General features: G+C 70.1%; 10 protein-coding genes and 1 tRNA gene. 6 read left to right on the forward strand and 5 right to left on the reverse strand.

All coding sequences use genetic code 11. The features are described from left to right. Nucleotides 1-34: 34 nt before the first annotated feature. A complete protein-coding gene (locus ACFXI4_RS12605; protein ID WP_384989867.1) occupies nucleotides 35-2,167 on the forward strand; it encodes a UvrD-helicase domain-containing protein in 2,133 nt (710 codons plus the stop codon). Between the two features lie 32 nt (nucleotides 2,168-2,199). Here the strand turns inward: ACFXI4_RS12605 and ACFXI4_RS12610 are convergent, their stop codons facing one another. Further along, the gene (locus ACFXI4_RS12610) at nucleotides 2,200-3,861 is read right to left on the reverse strand and encodes an N-6 DNA methylase (RefSeq protein WP_384989869.1); all 1,662 of its coding nucleotides are present in this window, start codon (nucleotides 3,859-3,861) and stop codon (nucleotides 2,200-2,202) included. 516 nt (nucleotides 3,862-4,377) lie between these two features. Here ACFXI4_RS12610 and ACFXI4_RS12615 point away from each other — a divergent pair. Then, nucleotides 4,378-4,908 (forward strand): hypothetical protein, encoded by a 531-nt coding sequence (locus ACFXI4_RS12615; protein ID WP_384989871.1) that lies wholly within the window; start codon nucleotides 4,378-4,380, stop codon nucleotides 4,906-4,908. Here the strand turns inward: ACFXI4_RS12615 and ACFXI4_RS12620 are convergent. The 4 genes from ACFXI4_RS12620 to sucC form a co-directional block, all read right to left on the reverse strand. Then, nucleotides 4,873-4,957, reverse strand: a tRNA-Leu gene (locus ACFXI4_RS12620). The two genes, ACFXI4_RS12615 and ACFXI4_RS12620, sit on opposite strands and share 36 nt — an antisense overlap. A gap of 217 nt (nucleotides 4,958-5,174) precedes the next feature. After that, nucleotides 5,175-6,710 carry an aldehyde dehydrogenase family protein gene (locus tag ACFXI4_RS12625; protein ID WP_384989873.1) on the reverse strand — a complete coding sequence of 512 codons (1,536 nt, stop codon included), beginning with the start codon at nucleotides 6,708-6,710 and terminating at the stop codon, nucleotides 5,175-5,177. 2 nt (nucleotides 6,711-6,712) lie between these two features. Further along, on the reverse strand, nucleotides 6,713-7,597 hold the full coding sequence (sucD, locus tag ACFXI4_RS12630; RefSeq protein ID WP_384989875.1) for a succinate--CoA ligase subunit alpha: 885 nt from the start codon (nucleotides 7,595-7,597) through the stop codon (nucleotides 6,713-6,715). 14 nt (nucleotides 7,598-7,611) lie between these two features. Continuing rightward, nucleotides 7,612-8,742, reverse strand: coding sequence for an ADP-forming succinate--CoA ligase subunit beta (gene sucC, locus ACFXI4_RS12635; RefSeq protein WP_384989876.1), 1,131 nt, complete (start codon nucleotides 8,740-8,742; stop codon nucleotides 7,612-7,614). A gap of 188 nt (nucleotides 8,743-8,930) precedes the next feature. On the opposite strand from sucC, the gene ACFXI4_RS12640 reads away from it, so the two are divergent. The 4 genes from ACFXI4_RS12640 (at nucleotide 8,931) to ACFXI4_RS12655 (ending at nucleotide 15,519) form a co-directional block, all read left to right on the forward strand. Continuing rightward, complete coding sequence (locus tag ACFXI4_RS12640; RefSeq protein ID WP_384989878.1) at nucleotides 8,931-10,613, forward strand: thiamine pyrophosphate-binding protein; 1,683 nt, start codon at nucleotides 8,931-8,933, stop codon at nucleotides 10,611-10,613. Between the two features lie 12 nt (nucleotides 10,614-10,625). Then, nucleotides 10,626-11,858 (forward strand): formyl-CoA transferase, encoded by a 1,233-nt coding sequence (frc, locus tag ACFXI4_RS12645; protein ID WP_384989879.1) that lies wholly within the window; start codon nucleotides 10,626-10,628, stop codon nucleotides 11,856-11,858. Nucleotides 11,859-11,862: 4 nt separating this feature from the next. Then, nucleotides 11,863-14,007, forward strand: a complete 2,145-nt coding sequence (locus ACFXI4_RS12650) for an acetate--CoA ligase family protein (RefSeq protein WP_384989881.1) — start codon at nucleotides 11,863-11,865, stop codon at nucleotides 14,005-14,007. Between the two features lie 123 nt (nucleotides 14,008-14,130). Further along, a complete protein-coding gene (locus ACFXI4_RS12655; RefSeq protein ID WP_384989882.1) occupies nucleotides 14,131-15,519 on the forward strand; it encodes an OFA family MFS transporter in 1,389 nt (462 codons plus the stop codon). The last annotated feature ends 1 nt before the right edge of the window (nucleotide 15,520 follow it).

The raw sequence follows: 15,520 nt of genomic DNA on the forward strand, positions 1-15,520 counted from the left end.
GCCGAGTGTCCGTTCAGGGTGGGGAGGGCGCCTCGTGCCGCAGCTCGCGTTCGCGAACAGCTTCTGGGAGAGCTACGACGTCCTGGAGCGGCCCGTCAAAGCCGGCGTGCGCAAGGCGATGCAGAAGTTCCAGCAGCTCACGGTCCCCGAACTGCAGGCGGACAAGGGCCTGCACCTGGAGTCCGTGGAGAACGCCCGCGACCGTCGTATGCGGACCATCCGCATCAACGACTTCTGGCGAGGCGTCGTCCTCGCCCCTGACGACGGCAGCGATGTCTTCCTGCTCGTCAACGTCGTCCCGCACGACGACGCCTACACCTGGGCCGCGAAGCGGCTGTACACGACGAACTCCGCGACGCGGGCCCTGGAGGTCCGTAACGTCGCGGCGATCGAGCAGCTGACCCCGGCCCTGGAGAAGGCCGCCGCGGCCGCCGACTCACTGCTGTTCGCGAAGTACTCCGACACGGTGCTGCGCGAACTCGGGATCGACGACCAGGTGCTGAGGGCCGTGCGGACCATCGTCGACAAGGCGCAGCTTAGGGCCTTCGAGACGCTGCTGCCGGAGGACCAGTGCGAGGTGCTGCAGTACCTGGCCGAGGGGTTCAGCCCCGAAGAGGTGTACCGGGACGTGGTCGCCGTCCGGCGGCCCGTGGACGCGGGGCCCGACCCGGACGAGAGCCTGGCCGCCGTCATCGCCAACACCACGAGCCGCATCACCCTGGTCACCGGCCCCGAGGAACTCGCCGACATCCTGGAGAAGCCGTTCGCGGCCTGGCGGGTGTTCCTGCACCCCTCGCAGCGCCGCGTCGCCTACCGGGTGTCGTACGGCGGCCCGGTACAGGTCACCGGCGGCCCCGGGACCGGCAAGACGGTCGCGGCACTGCACAGGGTCAAGCACCTGCTCACCCGCTCCCCGGACACCCGCGTCCTGCTCACCACCTTCACCAACGCCCTGGCCGCGTCGCTGCGGGAGAACCTGTCCGTCCTGCTGGACGACGACGAGACGCTGCTCGCCCGCGTCGAGGTGACCACGGTCAACGCCTACGCACACGCCATCGTGACCCGCCTCGACGGCCGGGCGCCCTCCCCGATCGGCGACCGGGAGGAACGACAGGTCTGGCAGCGGATCGTCAGGAGGCTCGGCCTGCCGTGGACGGAGCAGTTCCTGGCCCAGGAGTACCGCCACGTCGTCCTCGCCCAGGACCTGCGCACTTTGGACGACTACCGCGCGGCCTCCCGGCGCGGTCGCGGCAGCGCGCTGCCGCCGACCAGGCGGGAGCAGCTGTGGCCGGCCGTCGAGCTGTTCGAGTCCCTGCTGCGCGACCAGAAGGCCACCACCCATCTCAAGGTGTGCGCCCGTGCGGCCGAGCTCCTGGCCGCTTCCTCACCCACGCACGACCACGTCGTGGTCGACGAGGCACAGGACCTGCACCCGGCCCAGTGGCGCGTCCTGCGCGGCGCGGTGGCGCCCGGCAGCGACGACCTGTTCATCACCGGTGACCCGCACCAGCGGATCTACGACTCGAAGGTCTCACTCGGGTCGCTCGGCATCTCGGTGGCGGGGCGCACGCATCGCCTGCGCATCAACTACCGCAGTACGGAGGAGATCCTCGCCTGGTCGACGGGCATTCTCACTCCGGTGCCGGTCGACGACCTGGGTGGCGAGGGCAGCGACACCCTGGCGGGCTACCGCTCGCTGCTGCACGGCCGCAGGCCGCACGTGGACGGGTACGGGTCGGAGCAGGCGGAGATCGCGACGCTCGTCGAGCGCATCGAGAACTGGATCGCGCAGGGCATCCGGCCGTCGGAGATCGGCGTGTGCGCCCGCTTCAACGTGCTGCTCGACAAGGCCTACGACAGGCTGACCGCGGCCCGGGTACCGGTGGTCCGGGTCAGGGAAAATCCGGGACCGGACACGGACGGCGTACGGCTGGCCACCATGCACGCCATGAAGGGGCTGGAGTTCCGCTGCGTCGCCGTCCTCGGCGCGACGGCGAGCGCGCTTCCCTTCGCCCGCGAAGTGACGCCGGCCTCCGTGGACGCGCTGCAGCACGACTCGGACCTGCTCCGGGAGCGATGCCTGCTGTTCGTGGCGTGCACACGGGCGCGGGAGGCGTTGGCGGTGTCGTGGAGCGGGGCAGCCAGTCCGTTCGTTCCGCAGCCGTAGTGACAGCGCTGTCCTAGTGATACGACGGAAAATCACTCTTCGGGTGAGAGGGCCCCGTTGCCGAGCCCGTTCCTGGCGAGTGCGGCCGCCTGCTTGCTGAGTTCGGCCACCCTCCGCGCCCGCTCCTCGAACTCCTGCAGGGCTCGGAACGCCGCCCCGTACCGGCGTTGCTCGGCGATGTCCATCTGCGGGATGCGGGCACCCTTGCCGTCGAGCCGGTAGGTTCCGCTGGCGCTCGTGGACCGCCGGGTGTTCGCCGCGCTGCGCAGAAAGCCCTGGAGGTAATCGGTGTCGAGCTGATCGCTCACCGAGACCGGCTCGGGAGCGCCGTACTCGATCAGCCCGGCTCGCGCGAGGTCGGCGACACTGACGGACGGACCGTCCAGGGCACTTGGACCGGCGGCTGCCGTCAAAGCGGGCAACAGGTCGGCCAGCAGCCGCACCTGCTCCGCCAACTCCTGCCGCAGAGCCTGGTACTCCGTCGTGTAGTCGCGGTGGGACTCCTCGACGTGACGGCCGGGAGTGAGATCCACGGCGTCGTCAAGCAGTTCGATCAGAGGTACGTCCGCCGTCTGGTCGGGCCCTGGCTCCAGCGGGCCGTCCGGATCGTTCGCCGTCAGATCCACCATGCTCACCTTGGCCACGGTATCGTCCGGTGACTGCGGGCGACGCAGACGCCAGAGATGCACGGGAAGCGCATGCGAGGCAGCGGTCCCGGGTGGGAGGGCGATGACATCTGTGAGGATGCCGCGTCGCACCAGCTCGGCCCGGATACGGCGACCGGCCTTGCGGTAGGCGACGGAGGCAGGCATGACCATGAGGACGCGGCCGCCCGGCGCGGTGTGCGCGTAGGCGTGCTGCAGCCAGGCGAGTTCGCCTTCGGCACGCGAAGGCGTACCGAGCTCCCACCGGGGATCGAGGAGCAGGTCCTCGCGTCCCCAGTCGGTGGTACCGACGGGCGGATCACAGACGACGAGATCGGCCTTGAGGTCCGGCCAGTGGTCGTCGCGCAGGGAATCTCCGATGCGGACGTCGACGCCGGAGCGTCCCGTGAGATCGGCTCGCAGCTGCGCGAATCGAGCACTGCGGGCGTCGGCCTCCTGACCACACCGTGTCGGCCCCAGTTCGGGTCCGACGGTCAACAGGAGCGTTCCGATACCGCACGCCGGGTCGAAGAGGATCGCCTCAGCGGGCACCTCGCCGGCGAAGTGCCGCACCGCCTGGACGACCCGTGGCGAGGTGACCTGGTCGGACCCCGCCCGGCGCACGGAGTCGGTGAAGCGTTCGGTGAGCGCGTTCACCACGTCACCCGGTGATCCACTCTCACCGAGTTGTCCGGCCAGTCGTACGGCATCCGGCGGCAGCGCTTGCGGGGCCTCGGCCTCGACACCGGCGAGCAACTGGGCGACATCGGCGAGCCCGCCGACCATCTCGTCGCCGTAGGCCGCTCGCAGGACCTGCCACAGCTGCACCTCCACGGAGATGTCCTGGCCCTTGCGTTGCTTGTCCAGCCACATCTGTACTGCGGCCAGGTCGAACAGCGGACTGTTCACACCGCCGCCTGCAGGTGCCGGAAAGTCCTCATACCTCCGCCGCCAGTTGGAGACTGCGGCACGCGTGACACCGGCGAGCCTGGCGATCTCAGAGCCGGTGACAAGCGGTCCACCGACTGGCGGGGTGGGATGGTCTGCCATGCGCGTCACCGTACACGGATCCTATGACTCAATCAATCATAAGAGCACGTTGACGATGTACACGTACCTACTCCAGTCGCCTGGGCATACAACGTGGGATTCCGCAAAAGCAGAAGTCACCCACGCCAAGAGCTCGCTACTCACTCCAACCCGCACCCAGCCTGGGCGGCCCCTCTGCCCCCTCCCCACCCGCGCGAAGATCCGGTCCAGGCGGGCGGAGGCAGTCAGCCATGCGCGCATGTCCACGAGCTCGCTCACGGTGCGGGCGAGACGGTCCACCCCCGATGGAGCGCGGCCGGGCCGACGCATCGCGATCACCGGGATCCGTGCCGCCTCCCCCGAGCGGCACGGGGCAGCCGTTCGCCCGCAGCAATCGATTCGAACGCCACTCGGCTGGCCACTGCCGGATCCCAGCAATGCCTGACGTTCTGATCCCAGGTGCTGCTTGACTGCGGACCTCCGCCCTCGACGCCGGCCTGACGCACCCCGCGCACCATCTACCTGCGGGAAGACACCGTGTGTCAGGCCCTGGATCAGTGGATCGCCCAGGTCTTCGCCCTCGACCGGCTCTCCGGCACCATCGAAGCCCTCCCTCACGCGAGCGCCGCAGCAAGCACCGCCGAGCCCCACACCCCCGAGCAGGCCCAAGCACGCCAGGCGATCAAGGAATGCGAACGCCGGCTCGCCCGTTACCAGGCAGCCCTCGACGCCGGAGCCGACCCAACCGTCGTCACCCAGTGGATCAACGAGGCCCAGCGAGACAAGGACGCGGCGCAGAAGAAGCTCGACACGCACCCCGCCGTCCCACGGAAGAAGCAATCCCCGCTCGATGCGCGACAGATCCGGCAGATCACTGAAAGCCTTGGAGACATTGCACAGCGCACCCAAACCGCCGCCCTCGAGAAGAAAGGCCCGCTTTACGACGCCCTGGGCATCACCATCAGCTACGAACACGCAGAGAGGACCGTGACCGTAAGGTCGAGGCCCTCATCGCCGTATCGTCAGTGGTTGTGTCCGAGGGGGGACTTGAACCCCCACGCCCGATAAAGGGCACTAGCACCTCAAGCTAGCGCGTCTGCCATTCCGCCACCCGGACTAGGTGTCTGTCACCTGACCGAGGGTGTTCCCCGCGGCGACACGGACAACAATACCAAGCTTTCGGAGCGCCCCTCACCTGCGTTTCCGTCGCCATATCCGCAGGTCGGCACGCCCTCACCGTGCGTGGCCGTCCCGCTACCCGCTCGCGGGCGCCCGCCGTGCGGGGAATCCGCGCGGGCCGCGGCACCGTGCCGTGCCGCGGCCCGCGCGTCGCGTCACGGCATCAGCTGGTACTCCGGGAAGTTCCCCGGCAGCCGCTCCCCCGCCGGACCCTTCGTGACCGCCCGCACCAGCAGCTCCCCGCCGACGAAGGCCCCCCGCCAGGAGGCGCCGAAGCCGCCGAACAGTTCGTCCCGGTCACCGCGCGAGCGCGGCTTGCCGTGGCCGACCTTGAAGGCGCGGATCTGCGGGGCCAGCCGCGCGAAGGTGGCCTCGTCGTCGGTGGACAGCGTGGCGACCAGCGCGCCGTTGGACGCGTTCATGGCGGCCAGCAGTTCGGCCTCCGTGTCGGCCAGGACGATCGTGTCGACCGGGCCGAACGGCTCCGCGTGGTGCAGCGGGGAGGACCGGGGCGGGTTCAGGAGGGTGACCGGGTGGACGTACGACGACGTGTCCTGGCCGGGCAGGAAGCGTGCGTCGGCCGGCCGGCCGCGGTGCAGGGGTACGGCGCCGCGGTCGACGGCCTCGGCCACCTGGTCGGTCAGGTCCTTGGCCTTGGTCGCGTTGATCACCGGCCCGAAGTCCAGCTCGGGCAACGGGTCGGCGGGGTCGGACACGGCCAGCGGATGGCCGATCCGCAGGCGCCGGACGGCCGGGAGGTAGGCGGTCAGGAACTCGTCGAACAGCTCGCGCTGGACGACGAACCGCGGGTAGGCGGTGCAGCGCTGCTTGCCGTAGTCGAAGAGCCCGGGAACGACGGCGGTGAAGGCCTCCCAGTCGGTGAAGTTCCAGATGCCCCAGGTGTTGAGCCCCTCCTGTTCCAGTACGTGCCGCTTGCCGAGGTCGGCGACGGCGGTGGCGACCGCGGCCCCGGTGTCCCGGCCGCCGACGAAGGAGACGCAGCCGATCTCCGGCGCCCGCACGAGCACCTCGGACAGCTCGCCCCCGCTGCCGCTCACCAGCGTGACCGGCAGGCCCTCCCGGGCGGCCAGTGCGCAGGCCAGGGTGAGGCAGGCGACACCGCCGTCGGTCGGGGTCTTCGCCACCACCGCGTTGCCCGCCAGGGCCTGGATCAGCACCGCGTGGACCAGCACGCTCATCGGGTAGTTCCAGCTGGCGATGTTGGACACCGGCCCGTCCAGCGGGGCACGCCCGGCGAGCATCGGCTCGATGCCGTCGACGTACCAGCGCACCCCGTCGACCGCCCGGTCCACGTCCGCCTGGGCCAGCCGCCAGGGCTTGCCGATCTCCCAGACCAGGAGCAGGGCGAGCAGTTCGCGGTGTTCGGTCAGGGCGTCCAGGGTGGCGGCCACCCTGGCCCGGCGCTCCGCCAGCGGGACATGCCGCCAGGCGCGGTGCTGGTCGAGGCAGGCGCGGACGGCCCGCTGGGCGGTGCCGCGGTCCAGCCGCGGGGCACCGGCGATGGGGCTGCCGTCGACGGGACTGGTCGCCGGCAGCGGCCGGCCGTCGGGCTGCCAGGTGCCGGCGTGCAGGTTGAGGACACGGTCGTCCCGGAAGGCCTCGGGGGCGAGGGCGACACAGCGTGCCCAGGCATCGTTCCACCCGGTGCCGGGCTTGCGGACCAGGACCATGGTCAGCCCCTCGCTTCCAGAAGATCCAGGACCAGCCGGGCGGTCTCGGTCGGTGTGCTCCCCACCCGCACCCCGGCCGCCTCCAGCGCCTCCTGCTTGCCCCGCGCGGTGCCGGCCGAACCGGAGACGATCGCGCCGGCGTGGCCCATGGTCCGGCCCTCGGGTGCGGTGAACCCGGCGATGTAGCCGACGACCGGCTTGGTGACGTGCTCCCGGATGTAGGCGGCGGCCCGCTCCTCCGCGTCACCGCCGATCTCGCCTATGACAACGACGAGTTCGGTGTCGGGATCCTCCTGGAAGGCGGCCAGGCAGTCGATGTGGCTGGTGCCGACGACCGGGTCGCCGCCGATGCCCACACAGGTGGAGAAGCCGATGTCCCGCAGCTCGTACATGAGTTGGTAGGTGAGGGTGCCCGACTTGGAGACGAGTCCGATCCGGCCGGCCTTGGTGATGTCGGCGGGGATGATGCCCGCGCCGGACTGACCGGGAGTGATCAGGCCGGGGCAGTTGGGCCCGATGATCCGGGTGCCCCTGGCGCGGGCGTACGAGGTGAAGGCGACGGAGTCGTGGACCGGGATGCCCTCCGTGATCACCACCGCGAGGCCGATGCCGGCGTCGGCGGCCTCCAGGACCGCCGCCCTGGCGAACGCGGGCGGCACGAAGACGACCGTGACATCGGCGCCGGTGGCGGCCATGGCCTCGGCGACCGTCCCGAAGACCGGGACGGAGCGTTCGTCGAAGTCGACGCTCTGCCCGGCCTTGCGCGGGTTGACCCCGCCGACGACGTCCGTCCCGGCGGCGAGCATCCGCCGGGTGTGCTTCATGCCCTCGCCGCCGGTCATGCCCTGGACGAGGACCTTGCTCTCCTTGGTGAGGTAGATCGCCATGTCGTCCCGTCTCCTCAGGCTGTGGTGGCGAGCCGCGCCGCGCGGCGGGCGGCGCCGTCCATGGTGGTGGCCTGTTCGACCAGGGGGTGTGCGCGGCCGTCGAGGATCGCCCGGCCGCGTGCCGCGTTGTTGCCGTCGAGGCGGACCACCAGCGGTCTGGTCAGCCGTACGGTCTCCAGGGCCTGCACGATTCCGTCGGCGACCGCGTCGCACGCCGTGATGCCTCCGAAGACGTTGACGAAGACCGACTTCACGGCGGGATCGGAGAGGATCACCGAGAGTCCGTCGGCCATGATCTGGGCGGAGGCTCCGCCGCCGATGTCGAGGAAGTTGGCGGGCCTGGCGCCACAGCCCGCCACCACGTCCAGGGTGGACATCACCAGGCCGGCGCCGTTGCCGATGATGCCGACCTCGCCGTCCAGCTTGACGTAGTTGAGGCCGCGGGCGGCGGCCGTGGCCTCCAGCGGGTCGTGGTGCTCGGCCTGGTCCGCGCCCCAACGGGTCTGCCGGAACGCGGCGTTGTCGTCGAGGGTGACCTTGCCGTCGAGCGCCAGGATCCGGCCCTCGGTGGTGCGCACGAGCGGGTTCACCTCGACGAGCAGGGCGTCCTCCCGCACCAGTACCTGCCAGAGGCGTACCAGGACGTCGACGCTCTGGGGCGGCAGGCCCGCGGCCCGGGCGATCTCCTGGGCCTTGGCCGAGGTGACGCCGGCCGCGGGGTCGACAGGGATGCGGGCCACCGCCTCCGGCCGGGTGGCGGCCACCTCCTCGATCTCCATGCCGCCCTCGGCGGAGGCGATCGCCAGGAAGCCGCCGGCCGCCCGGTCGAGGACGTAGGAGACGTAGAACTCGCTCTCGATGTGCACGGGTTGGGCCAGCATCACCTTGCCGACGGTGTGGCCCTTGATGTCCATCCCCAGGATCTGCCGGGCCGTCAGTTCGGCGGCGGCCGGGTCCGCGGCGATCTTCACTCCCCCCGCCTTGCCCCGGCCACCCGTCTTGACCTGTGCCTTCACTACGACCGGGCCGCCGAGTCGGCGGGCGATCTCGCGGGCCTCCTTGGGCGAGTCGGTGACCTCGGCCCTCGGCACCACGATGCCGTGTTCCTCGAAGAGTTCTCTTGCCTGGTGTTCGTACAGGTCCATTCCGGCTCCTGTCTGCGAAGTCATCCAGATGTCATCGCGAGGCCGAACTCCGATGACTGGAAAGTGCCGCACGCCCCCTGGACACCACCCACCGGATGCGGGATAACAAGCTTCATACAGTATTCGTCGACTGTATGCAATGTACGAAGACGGCATCCCCACCCCCTACGAAGGGACAGGACTTCGCCATGCCCGACGACACCCAGGACGCAATCTCCGGTGGTCACCTCGTTGCCAAGGCGCTGAAGGCCGAGGGGGTCGACCGCGTCTACACCCTCTGCGGCGGCCACATCATCGACATCTACGACGGCTGCGTGGACGAGGGCATAGAAGTCGTCGACGTCCGCCACGAGCAGGTGGCCGCGCACGCCGCCGACGGCTACGCACGCATCACCGGGAAGCCGGGATGCGCGGTCGTCACCGCGGGACCGGGGACGACCGACGCCGTCACCGGGGTCGCCAACGCCTTCCGCGCGGAGTCCCCGATGCTGCTGATCGGCGGCCAAGGGGCCCTCACCCAGCACAAGATGGGGTCCCTCCAGGACCTCCCGCACGTCGACATGATGGCGCCGATCACCAAGTTCGCGGCGACCGTCCCGGACACCGCCCGCGCCGCCGACATGGTCTCCATGGCGTTCCGCGAGTGCTACCACGGCGCACCCGGCCCCTCCTTCCTGGAGATACCGCGTGACGTGCTGGACGCCAAGGTACCGGCGGCGAAGGCGCGCGTGCCCCGGTCCGGCGCCTACCGGGCCTCCACCCGCTCGGCCGGCGACCCCGAGGCGATCGAGAAGCTCGCCGACCTCCTCGTGCACGCGGAGAAGCCGGCCGTCCTGCTGGGCAGCCAGGTCTGGACGACCCGGGGCACCGAGGCCGCCATCGAGCTGGTCCGCACCCTGAACGTCCCTGCGTACATGAACGGCGCCGGACGCGGCACCCTGCCGCCCGGCGACCCGCACCACTTCCAGCTCTCCCGCCGGTACGCGTTCTCCAACGCCGACGTCATCGTGATCGTCGGCACGCCCTTCGACTTCCGGATGGGCTACGGCAAGCGCCTCTCCCCCGCCGCGACCGTCGTCCAGATCGACCTCGACTACCGCACGGTCGGCAAGAACCGGGACATCGGCCTCGGGATCGTCGGCGACGCGGGGCTGGTCCTCAAGTCGGTGACCGAGGCGGCCTCGGGCCGGATCGACGGTGGTGCCGCCCGGCGCAAGGAGTGGCTCGACGAGCTGCGGGCCGCCGAACAGACCGCGCTGGAGAAGCGGTTGCCGAGCCTGAAGTCGGACGCCTCGCCCATCCACCCCTACCGCCTGGTCAGCGAGATCAACGACTTCCTCACCGAGGACTCGATCTACATCGGCGACGGCGGCGACATCGTCACCTTCTCCGGTCAGGTCGTGCAGCCGAAGTCGCCCGGGCACTGGATGGATCCCGGCCCGCTCGGCACTCTCGGCGTCGGCGTCCCCTTCGTGCTCGCCGCCAAGCAGGCCCGCCCGGACAAGGAGGTGGTCGCCCTCTTCGGCGACGGTGCCTTCTCCCTCACCGGCTGGGACTTCGAGACGCTGGTCCGCTACGACCTCCCCTTCGTCGGGATCGTCGGCAACAACTCCTCGATGAACCAGATCCGTTACGGCCAGGCCGCCAAGTACGGCAAGGAGCGCGAGCGGGTCGGCAACACCCTCGGGGACGTCCACTACGACAAGTTCGCCCAGATGCTGGGCGGTCACGGCGAGGAGGTCCGCGACCCCGCCGACATCGGCCCCGCGCTGCGCCGGGCCCGCGAGTCGGGCAAGCCGTCGCTGATCAACGTCTGGGTCGACCCGGACGCGTACGCCCCCGGAACCATGAACCAGACCATGTACAAGTGAGGTGGAACGCCCATGACCACCAAGGCACTTGAGGGCATACGCGTCCTCGACATGACCCACGTCCAGTCGGGCCCCTCCGCGACCCAGCTGCTCGCCTGGCTCGGCGCGGACGTCGTCAAACTGGAGGCGCCGACCGGGGACATCACGCGGGGGCAGCTGCGCGACCTTCCGGACGTCGACTCCCTCTACTTCACGATGCTCAACTGCAACAAGCGGAGCATCACCCTCAACACCAAGACCGAGCGCGGCAAGGAGCTCCTCACCGAGCTGATCCGCCGCTCGGACGTGATGGTGGAGAACTTCGGGCCCGGCGCGGTCGACCGTATGGGGTTCACCTGGGACCGCATCAAGGAGATCAACCCCCGGATCGTCTACGCCTCCATCAAGGGGTTCGGGGACGGCCCGTACACCAACTTCAAGGCGTACGAGGTCGTCGCCCAGGCGATGGGCGGCTCGATGGCCACCACCGGCTTCGAGGACGGGCCGCCGCTGGCCACGGGCGCCCAGATCGGTGACTCCGGCACCGGGGTGCACGCGGTGGCCGGGATACTGGCGGCGCTCTTCCAGCGCGAGCGGACCGGACGCGGCCAGCGGGTCAACGTCGCCATGCAGCACGCCGTGCTCAACCTCTGCCGGGTCAAGCTCCGCGACCAGCAGCGGCTGGCGCACGGACCGCTCGCCGAGTACCCCAACGAGGACTTCGGCACCGAGGTGCCCCGCTCCGGCAACGCCTCCGGCGGCGGTCAGCCCGGCTGGGCGGTCCAGTGCGCGCCGGGCGGCCCGAACGACTACGTGTACGTCATCGTGCAGCCCGTCGGCTGGCGGCCGATCACGGGGCTGATCGGCCGCCCGGAGCTGGCGGACGACCCGGAGTGGGCGACCCCGCAGGCCCGGCTCCCCAAGCTCAACAAGATGTTCCAGCTGATCGAGGAGTGGTCCTCGACGCTCCCCAAGTGGGAGGTGCTGGAGCGGCTCAACGCCCACAACATCCCGTGCGGGCCCATCCTGTCCACCAAGGAGATCATCGAGGACGAGTCGCTGGTCGCCAACGAGATGGTGGTCACCGTCCCGCACCCCGAGCGCGGGGAGTTCGTCACCGTCGGCAGCCCGCTCAAGCTCTCCGACTCCCCCGTGGACGTGACCGGTTCACCACTGCTGGGCGAGCACAACGCCGAGGTCTACATCGGCGAACTCGGCCTCGGTGACGAAGAGCTGCGCCTGCTCAAGTCGAACGGAGTGATCTGACGTGATGGCAGAGGACCGGGAGCCGCGGGTCCGCGAGCTCCTCGACTCCGTGCGCGCGGAGGGCCGCAACGCGCTCACCGCACCCGAGGGCAAGGTGATCGCCGACGCGTACGGGATCGCCGTACCGGGCGAGGAGCTGGCGAGGGACGTCGACGAGGCGGTGGCGTGCGCGGCGCGCTTCGCCGGGCCGGTGGTGATGAAGATCGTCTCGCCGGACATCCTGCACAAGACCGACGCGGGCGGGGTGGTGGTCGGGGTCGAGGGCGCGGCGGACGTACGGGCGGCCTTCCACCGGATCGTCGAGAACGCGCGGGCCTACGACGCCGCGGCGAAGATCGAGGGCGTCCAGGTGCAGGAGCTGGTGCCGAAGGGCACGGAGGTGATCGTCGGCGCGGTCACCGACCCCACCTTCGGGAAGGTGGTCGCCTTCGGGCTCGGCGGGGTGCTGGTCGAGGTGCTGAAGGACGTGACGTTCCGGCTGGCGCCCGTCTCCGCCGACGAGGCGCTGTCCATGCTGGACTCCGTCAAGGCGGCCGAGGTGCTGCGCGGGGTGCGCGGGCAGGCCGGCGTGGACCGGTGGGCCCTCGCCGAGCAGATCCGGCGGGTCTCCCAACTGGTCGCGGACTTCCCGGAGATAGCCGAGGTGGACCTCAACCCGGTGATCGCCACCCCGCAGGGCGCGGTCGCCGCCGACATCCGGGTCATCCTCGCCGAGAAGCAGCCGCCGCCGCGCCGGAGGTACGGACGCGAGGAGATCCTCACCTCCATGCGCCGGCTGATGCAGCCCCGCTCGGTCGCCGTGATCGGCGCTTCCAACGAGCCCGGCAAGATCGGCAACTCGGTGATGCGCAACCTCGTCGACGGCGGCTTCGCCGGGGAGATCCATCCGGTGAACCCCAGGGCCGATGACATTCTGGGCCGCAAGGCGTACAAGAGTGTCACGGACGTTCCCGGTGAGGTGGACGTGGCAGTCTTCGCCATTCCGGCCAGGTTCGTGGCGGCGGCGCTGGAGGAGGTGGGCCGGAAGAGGATCCCCAACGCCGTCCTGATCCCCTCCGGTTTCGCGGAGACCGGCGAGCACGCGCTCCAGGAGGAGATCGCCGCGATCGGCGAGCGCCACGGCGTCCGCCTCCTCGGGCCGAACATCTACGGCTACTACTCCACCTGGCAGGACCTGTGCGCGACGTTCTGCACGCCGTACGACGTGAAGGGCGGGGTGGCGCTGACGTCCCAGTCGGGCGGCATCGGGATGGCGATCCTCGGCTTCGCCCGGACCACCAGGACGGGTGTGTCGGCGATCGTCGGCCTCGGCAACAAGTCGGACCTGGACGAGGACGACCTGCTGACCTGGTTCGGCGAGGACCCGCACACCGACTGCATCGCGATGCACCTGGAGGACCTCAAGGACGGCCGCGCCTTCGTCGAGGCGGCGCGGGCCACCGTACCGAGGAAGCCGGTCGTGGTCCTCAAGGCGGGCCGTACGGCGGCCGGTGCCAGGGCGGCCGGTTCGCACACCGGGGCCCTCGCGGGGGACGACGCGGTGTACGACGACATCCTCCGGCAGGCCGGGGTGATCCGCGCGCCGGGCCTGAACGACATGCTGGAGTACGCGCGGGGCCTGCCGGTGCTGCCGGCCCCGCAGGGCGACAACGTCGTGATCATCACCGGCGCGGGCGGCAGCGGTGTGCTCCTGTCCGACGCCGTCACCGACAACGGCCTGTCCCTGATGGAGATACCGCCGGACCTGGACGAGGCGTTCCGCCGCTTCATCCCGCCCTTCGGAGCCGCGGGCAACCCGGTGGACATCACGGGCGGCGAGCCGCCGTCGACGTACGAGGCGACGATCCGGCTCGGCCTCGAGGACCCGCGCATCCACGCCCTGGTCCTCGGCTACTGGCACACCATCGTCACCCCGCCGATGGTGTTCGCCGAGCTCACCGCGCGGGTGGTCGCGGAGTTCCGGGAGCGGGGCATCGAGAAGCCGGTCGTCGCCTCGCTCGCGGGGGACGTCGAGGTCGAGGAGGCCTGCCAGTACCTGTACGAGCGGGGGGTCGTGGCCTACCCGTACACGACCGAACGGCCGGTGGCCGTGCTCGGCGCCAAGTACCGCTGGGCGCGGGCGGCCGGACTGCTGGGGGGCGGGTCATGACCTAGCCGAGGAGGGGGCCGGCCGGCGGTGCGCTGCGGCCGGCCCCGGGACCCGTGCGCGCACGAAAGGCATTGGACAGGGGGCGCTGGCCAGAGCTTTCGACGCAAGGGGTGCTGAACGAACATGTCATCCATCGATCTCACGGCGTCCGTCCCCTTCAGGGAGGTGACGGACCGCAACGGCCGCACGTACCGGATCGGCGAGAGTGACGTCGATCTGATGGGCCGGACACGCAAGTGGATGGTCATCCTGCCCTGGGTGGGCATGATGGGCATCAGTTCCGCCGAGTACGCGTTCACGTCGGCGGAGGACACGCTGCACGAGGCGCATCTGTGGAGCAGCGGGCACATCTTCTGGCTGATGGGCGTCTGGGTGTTCTTCCAGGCGGCCGTGGCCTTCCCGGCCGGGCAACTGCGGGAGAGCGGACGGCTCCCCGCGCGTACCGCCATGCTGATCGGCGCGGTGGGCACGCTGCTCGGCTACGTGGCACTGGCGTTCGCACCGAACGTGGTCGTCGCCTATCTCGGCTTCGGCATGTGCAGCGGCATCGGTGCCGGTCTCGTCTACGCGACCTGCGTGAACATGGTCGGCAAGTGGTATCCGGAGCGCAAGGGCGGCAAGACGGGCTTCGTGAACGGCGGTTTCGCCTACGGGTCGGTGCCGTTCGTGTTCCTGTTCACCTCAGTTCTGGACCTGAGCAACTACAAGGTCCTGCTCACCTCGGTCGGCGTCGGGCTCTGTCTGGTGGTGGCATCGGCCGGCTGGTTCTTCAAGGACCCGCCGAAGAACTGGTGGCCGCCGCACGTCGATCCCCTGAAAGCAACCCAGGATCCGCGCATACGACGGGCGTTGGAGAAGAACCCGCCCGCGGTCAAGCAGTACACCCCCAAGGAGGCGGCCCGTACGCCCGTCCTGTGGATGATGTGGTTCTGCCTGCTGTGCACGGCCGGGATCAACATCTTCGGCATCGCCTTCCAGGTGCCGTTCGGCAAGGACATGGGGTTCGCCGGCGGGATCGTGGCCACGGCCATGTCCCTGAAGGCGATCGTCAACGGCACCGGCCGCGGGGTCATCGGCTGGATCTCCGACCGCTACGGCCGCCGCAACACGCTCATCATCGTGTGCATCGTGCTCGGCAGCGCGCAGTTCGGCGTGCTGGTCTCCGGCCAGATGGGCAGCATGCCGTTCTTCCTGTTCTGCTCCATGGTCTCGGGATTCGGCGGCGGGGCGATCTTCCCGCTGTTCGCGGCCATGACGGCGGACTACTTCGGTGAGAACAACAACGCCACCAACTACGGGATGGTCTACAGCTCCAAGCTGATCTCCGGCCTGGTGGGCTCCGGTCTGGGTGCGGTCGTCGTGGGTGAGTGGGATTACCACGGCGCGTTCGTCCTGGCGGGTTCCGTGGGCCTGGCCTCCGCGGTACTGGCCCTCTTCCTCAAGGCACCGGGCAGGCCCAGCGCCCGGCGCATCGTCCCCAACCCGCATCCGCTCGGCGAGGAGATGGCGTGAC

This window comes from Streptomyces sp. NPDC059224, from assembly GCF_042754285.1.
GTDB lineage: Bacteria > Actinomycetota > Actinomycetes > Streptomycetales > Streptomycetaceae > Streptomyces.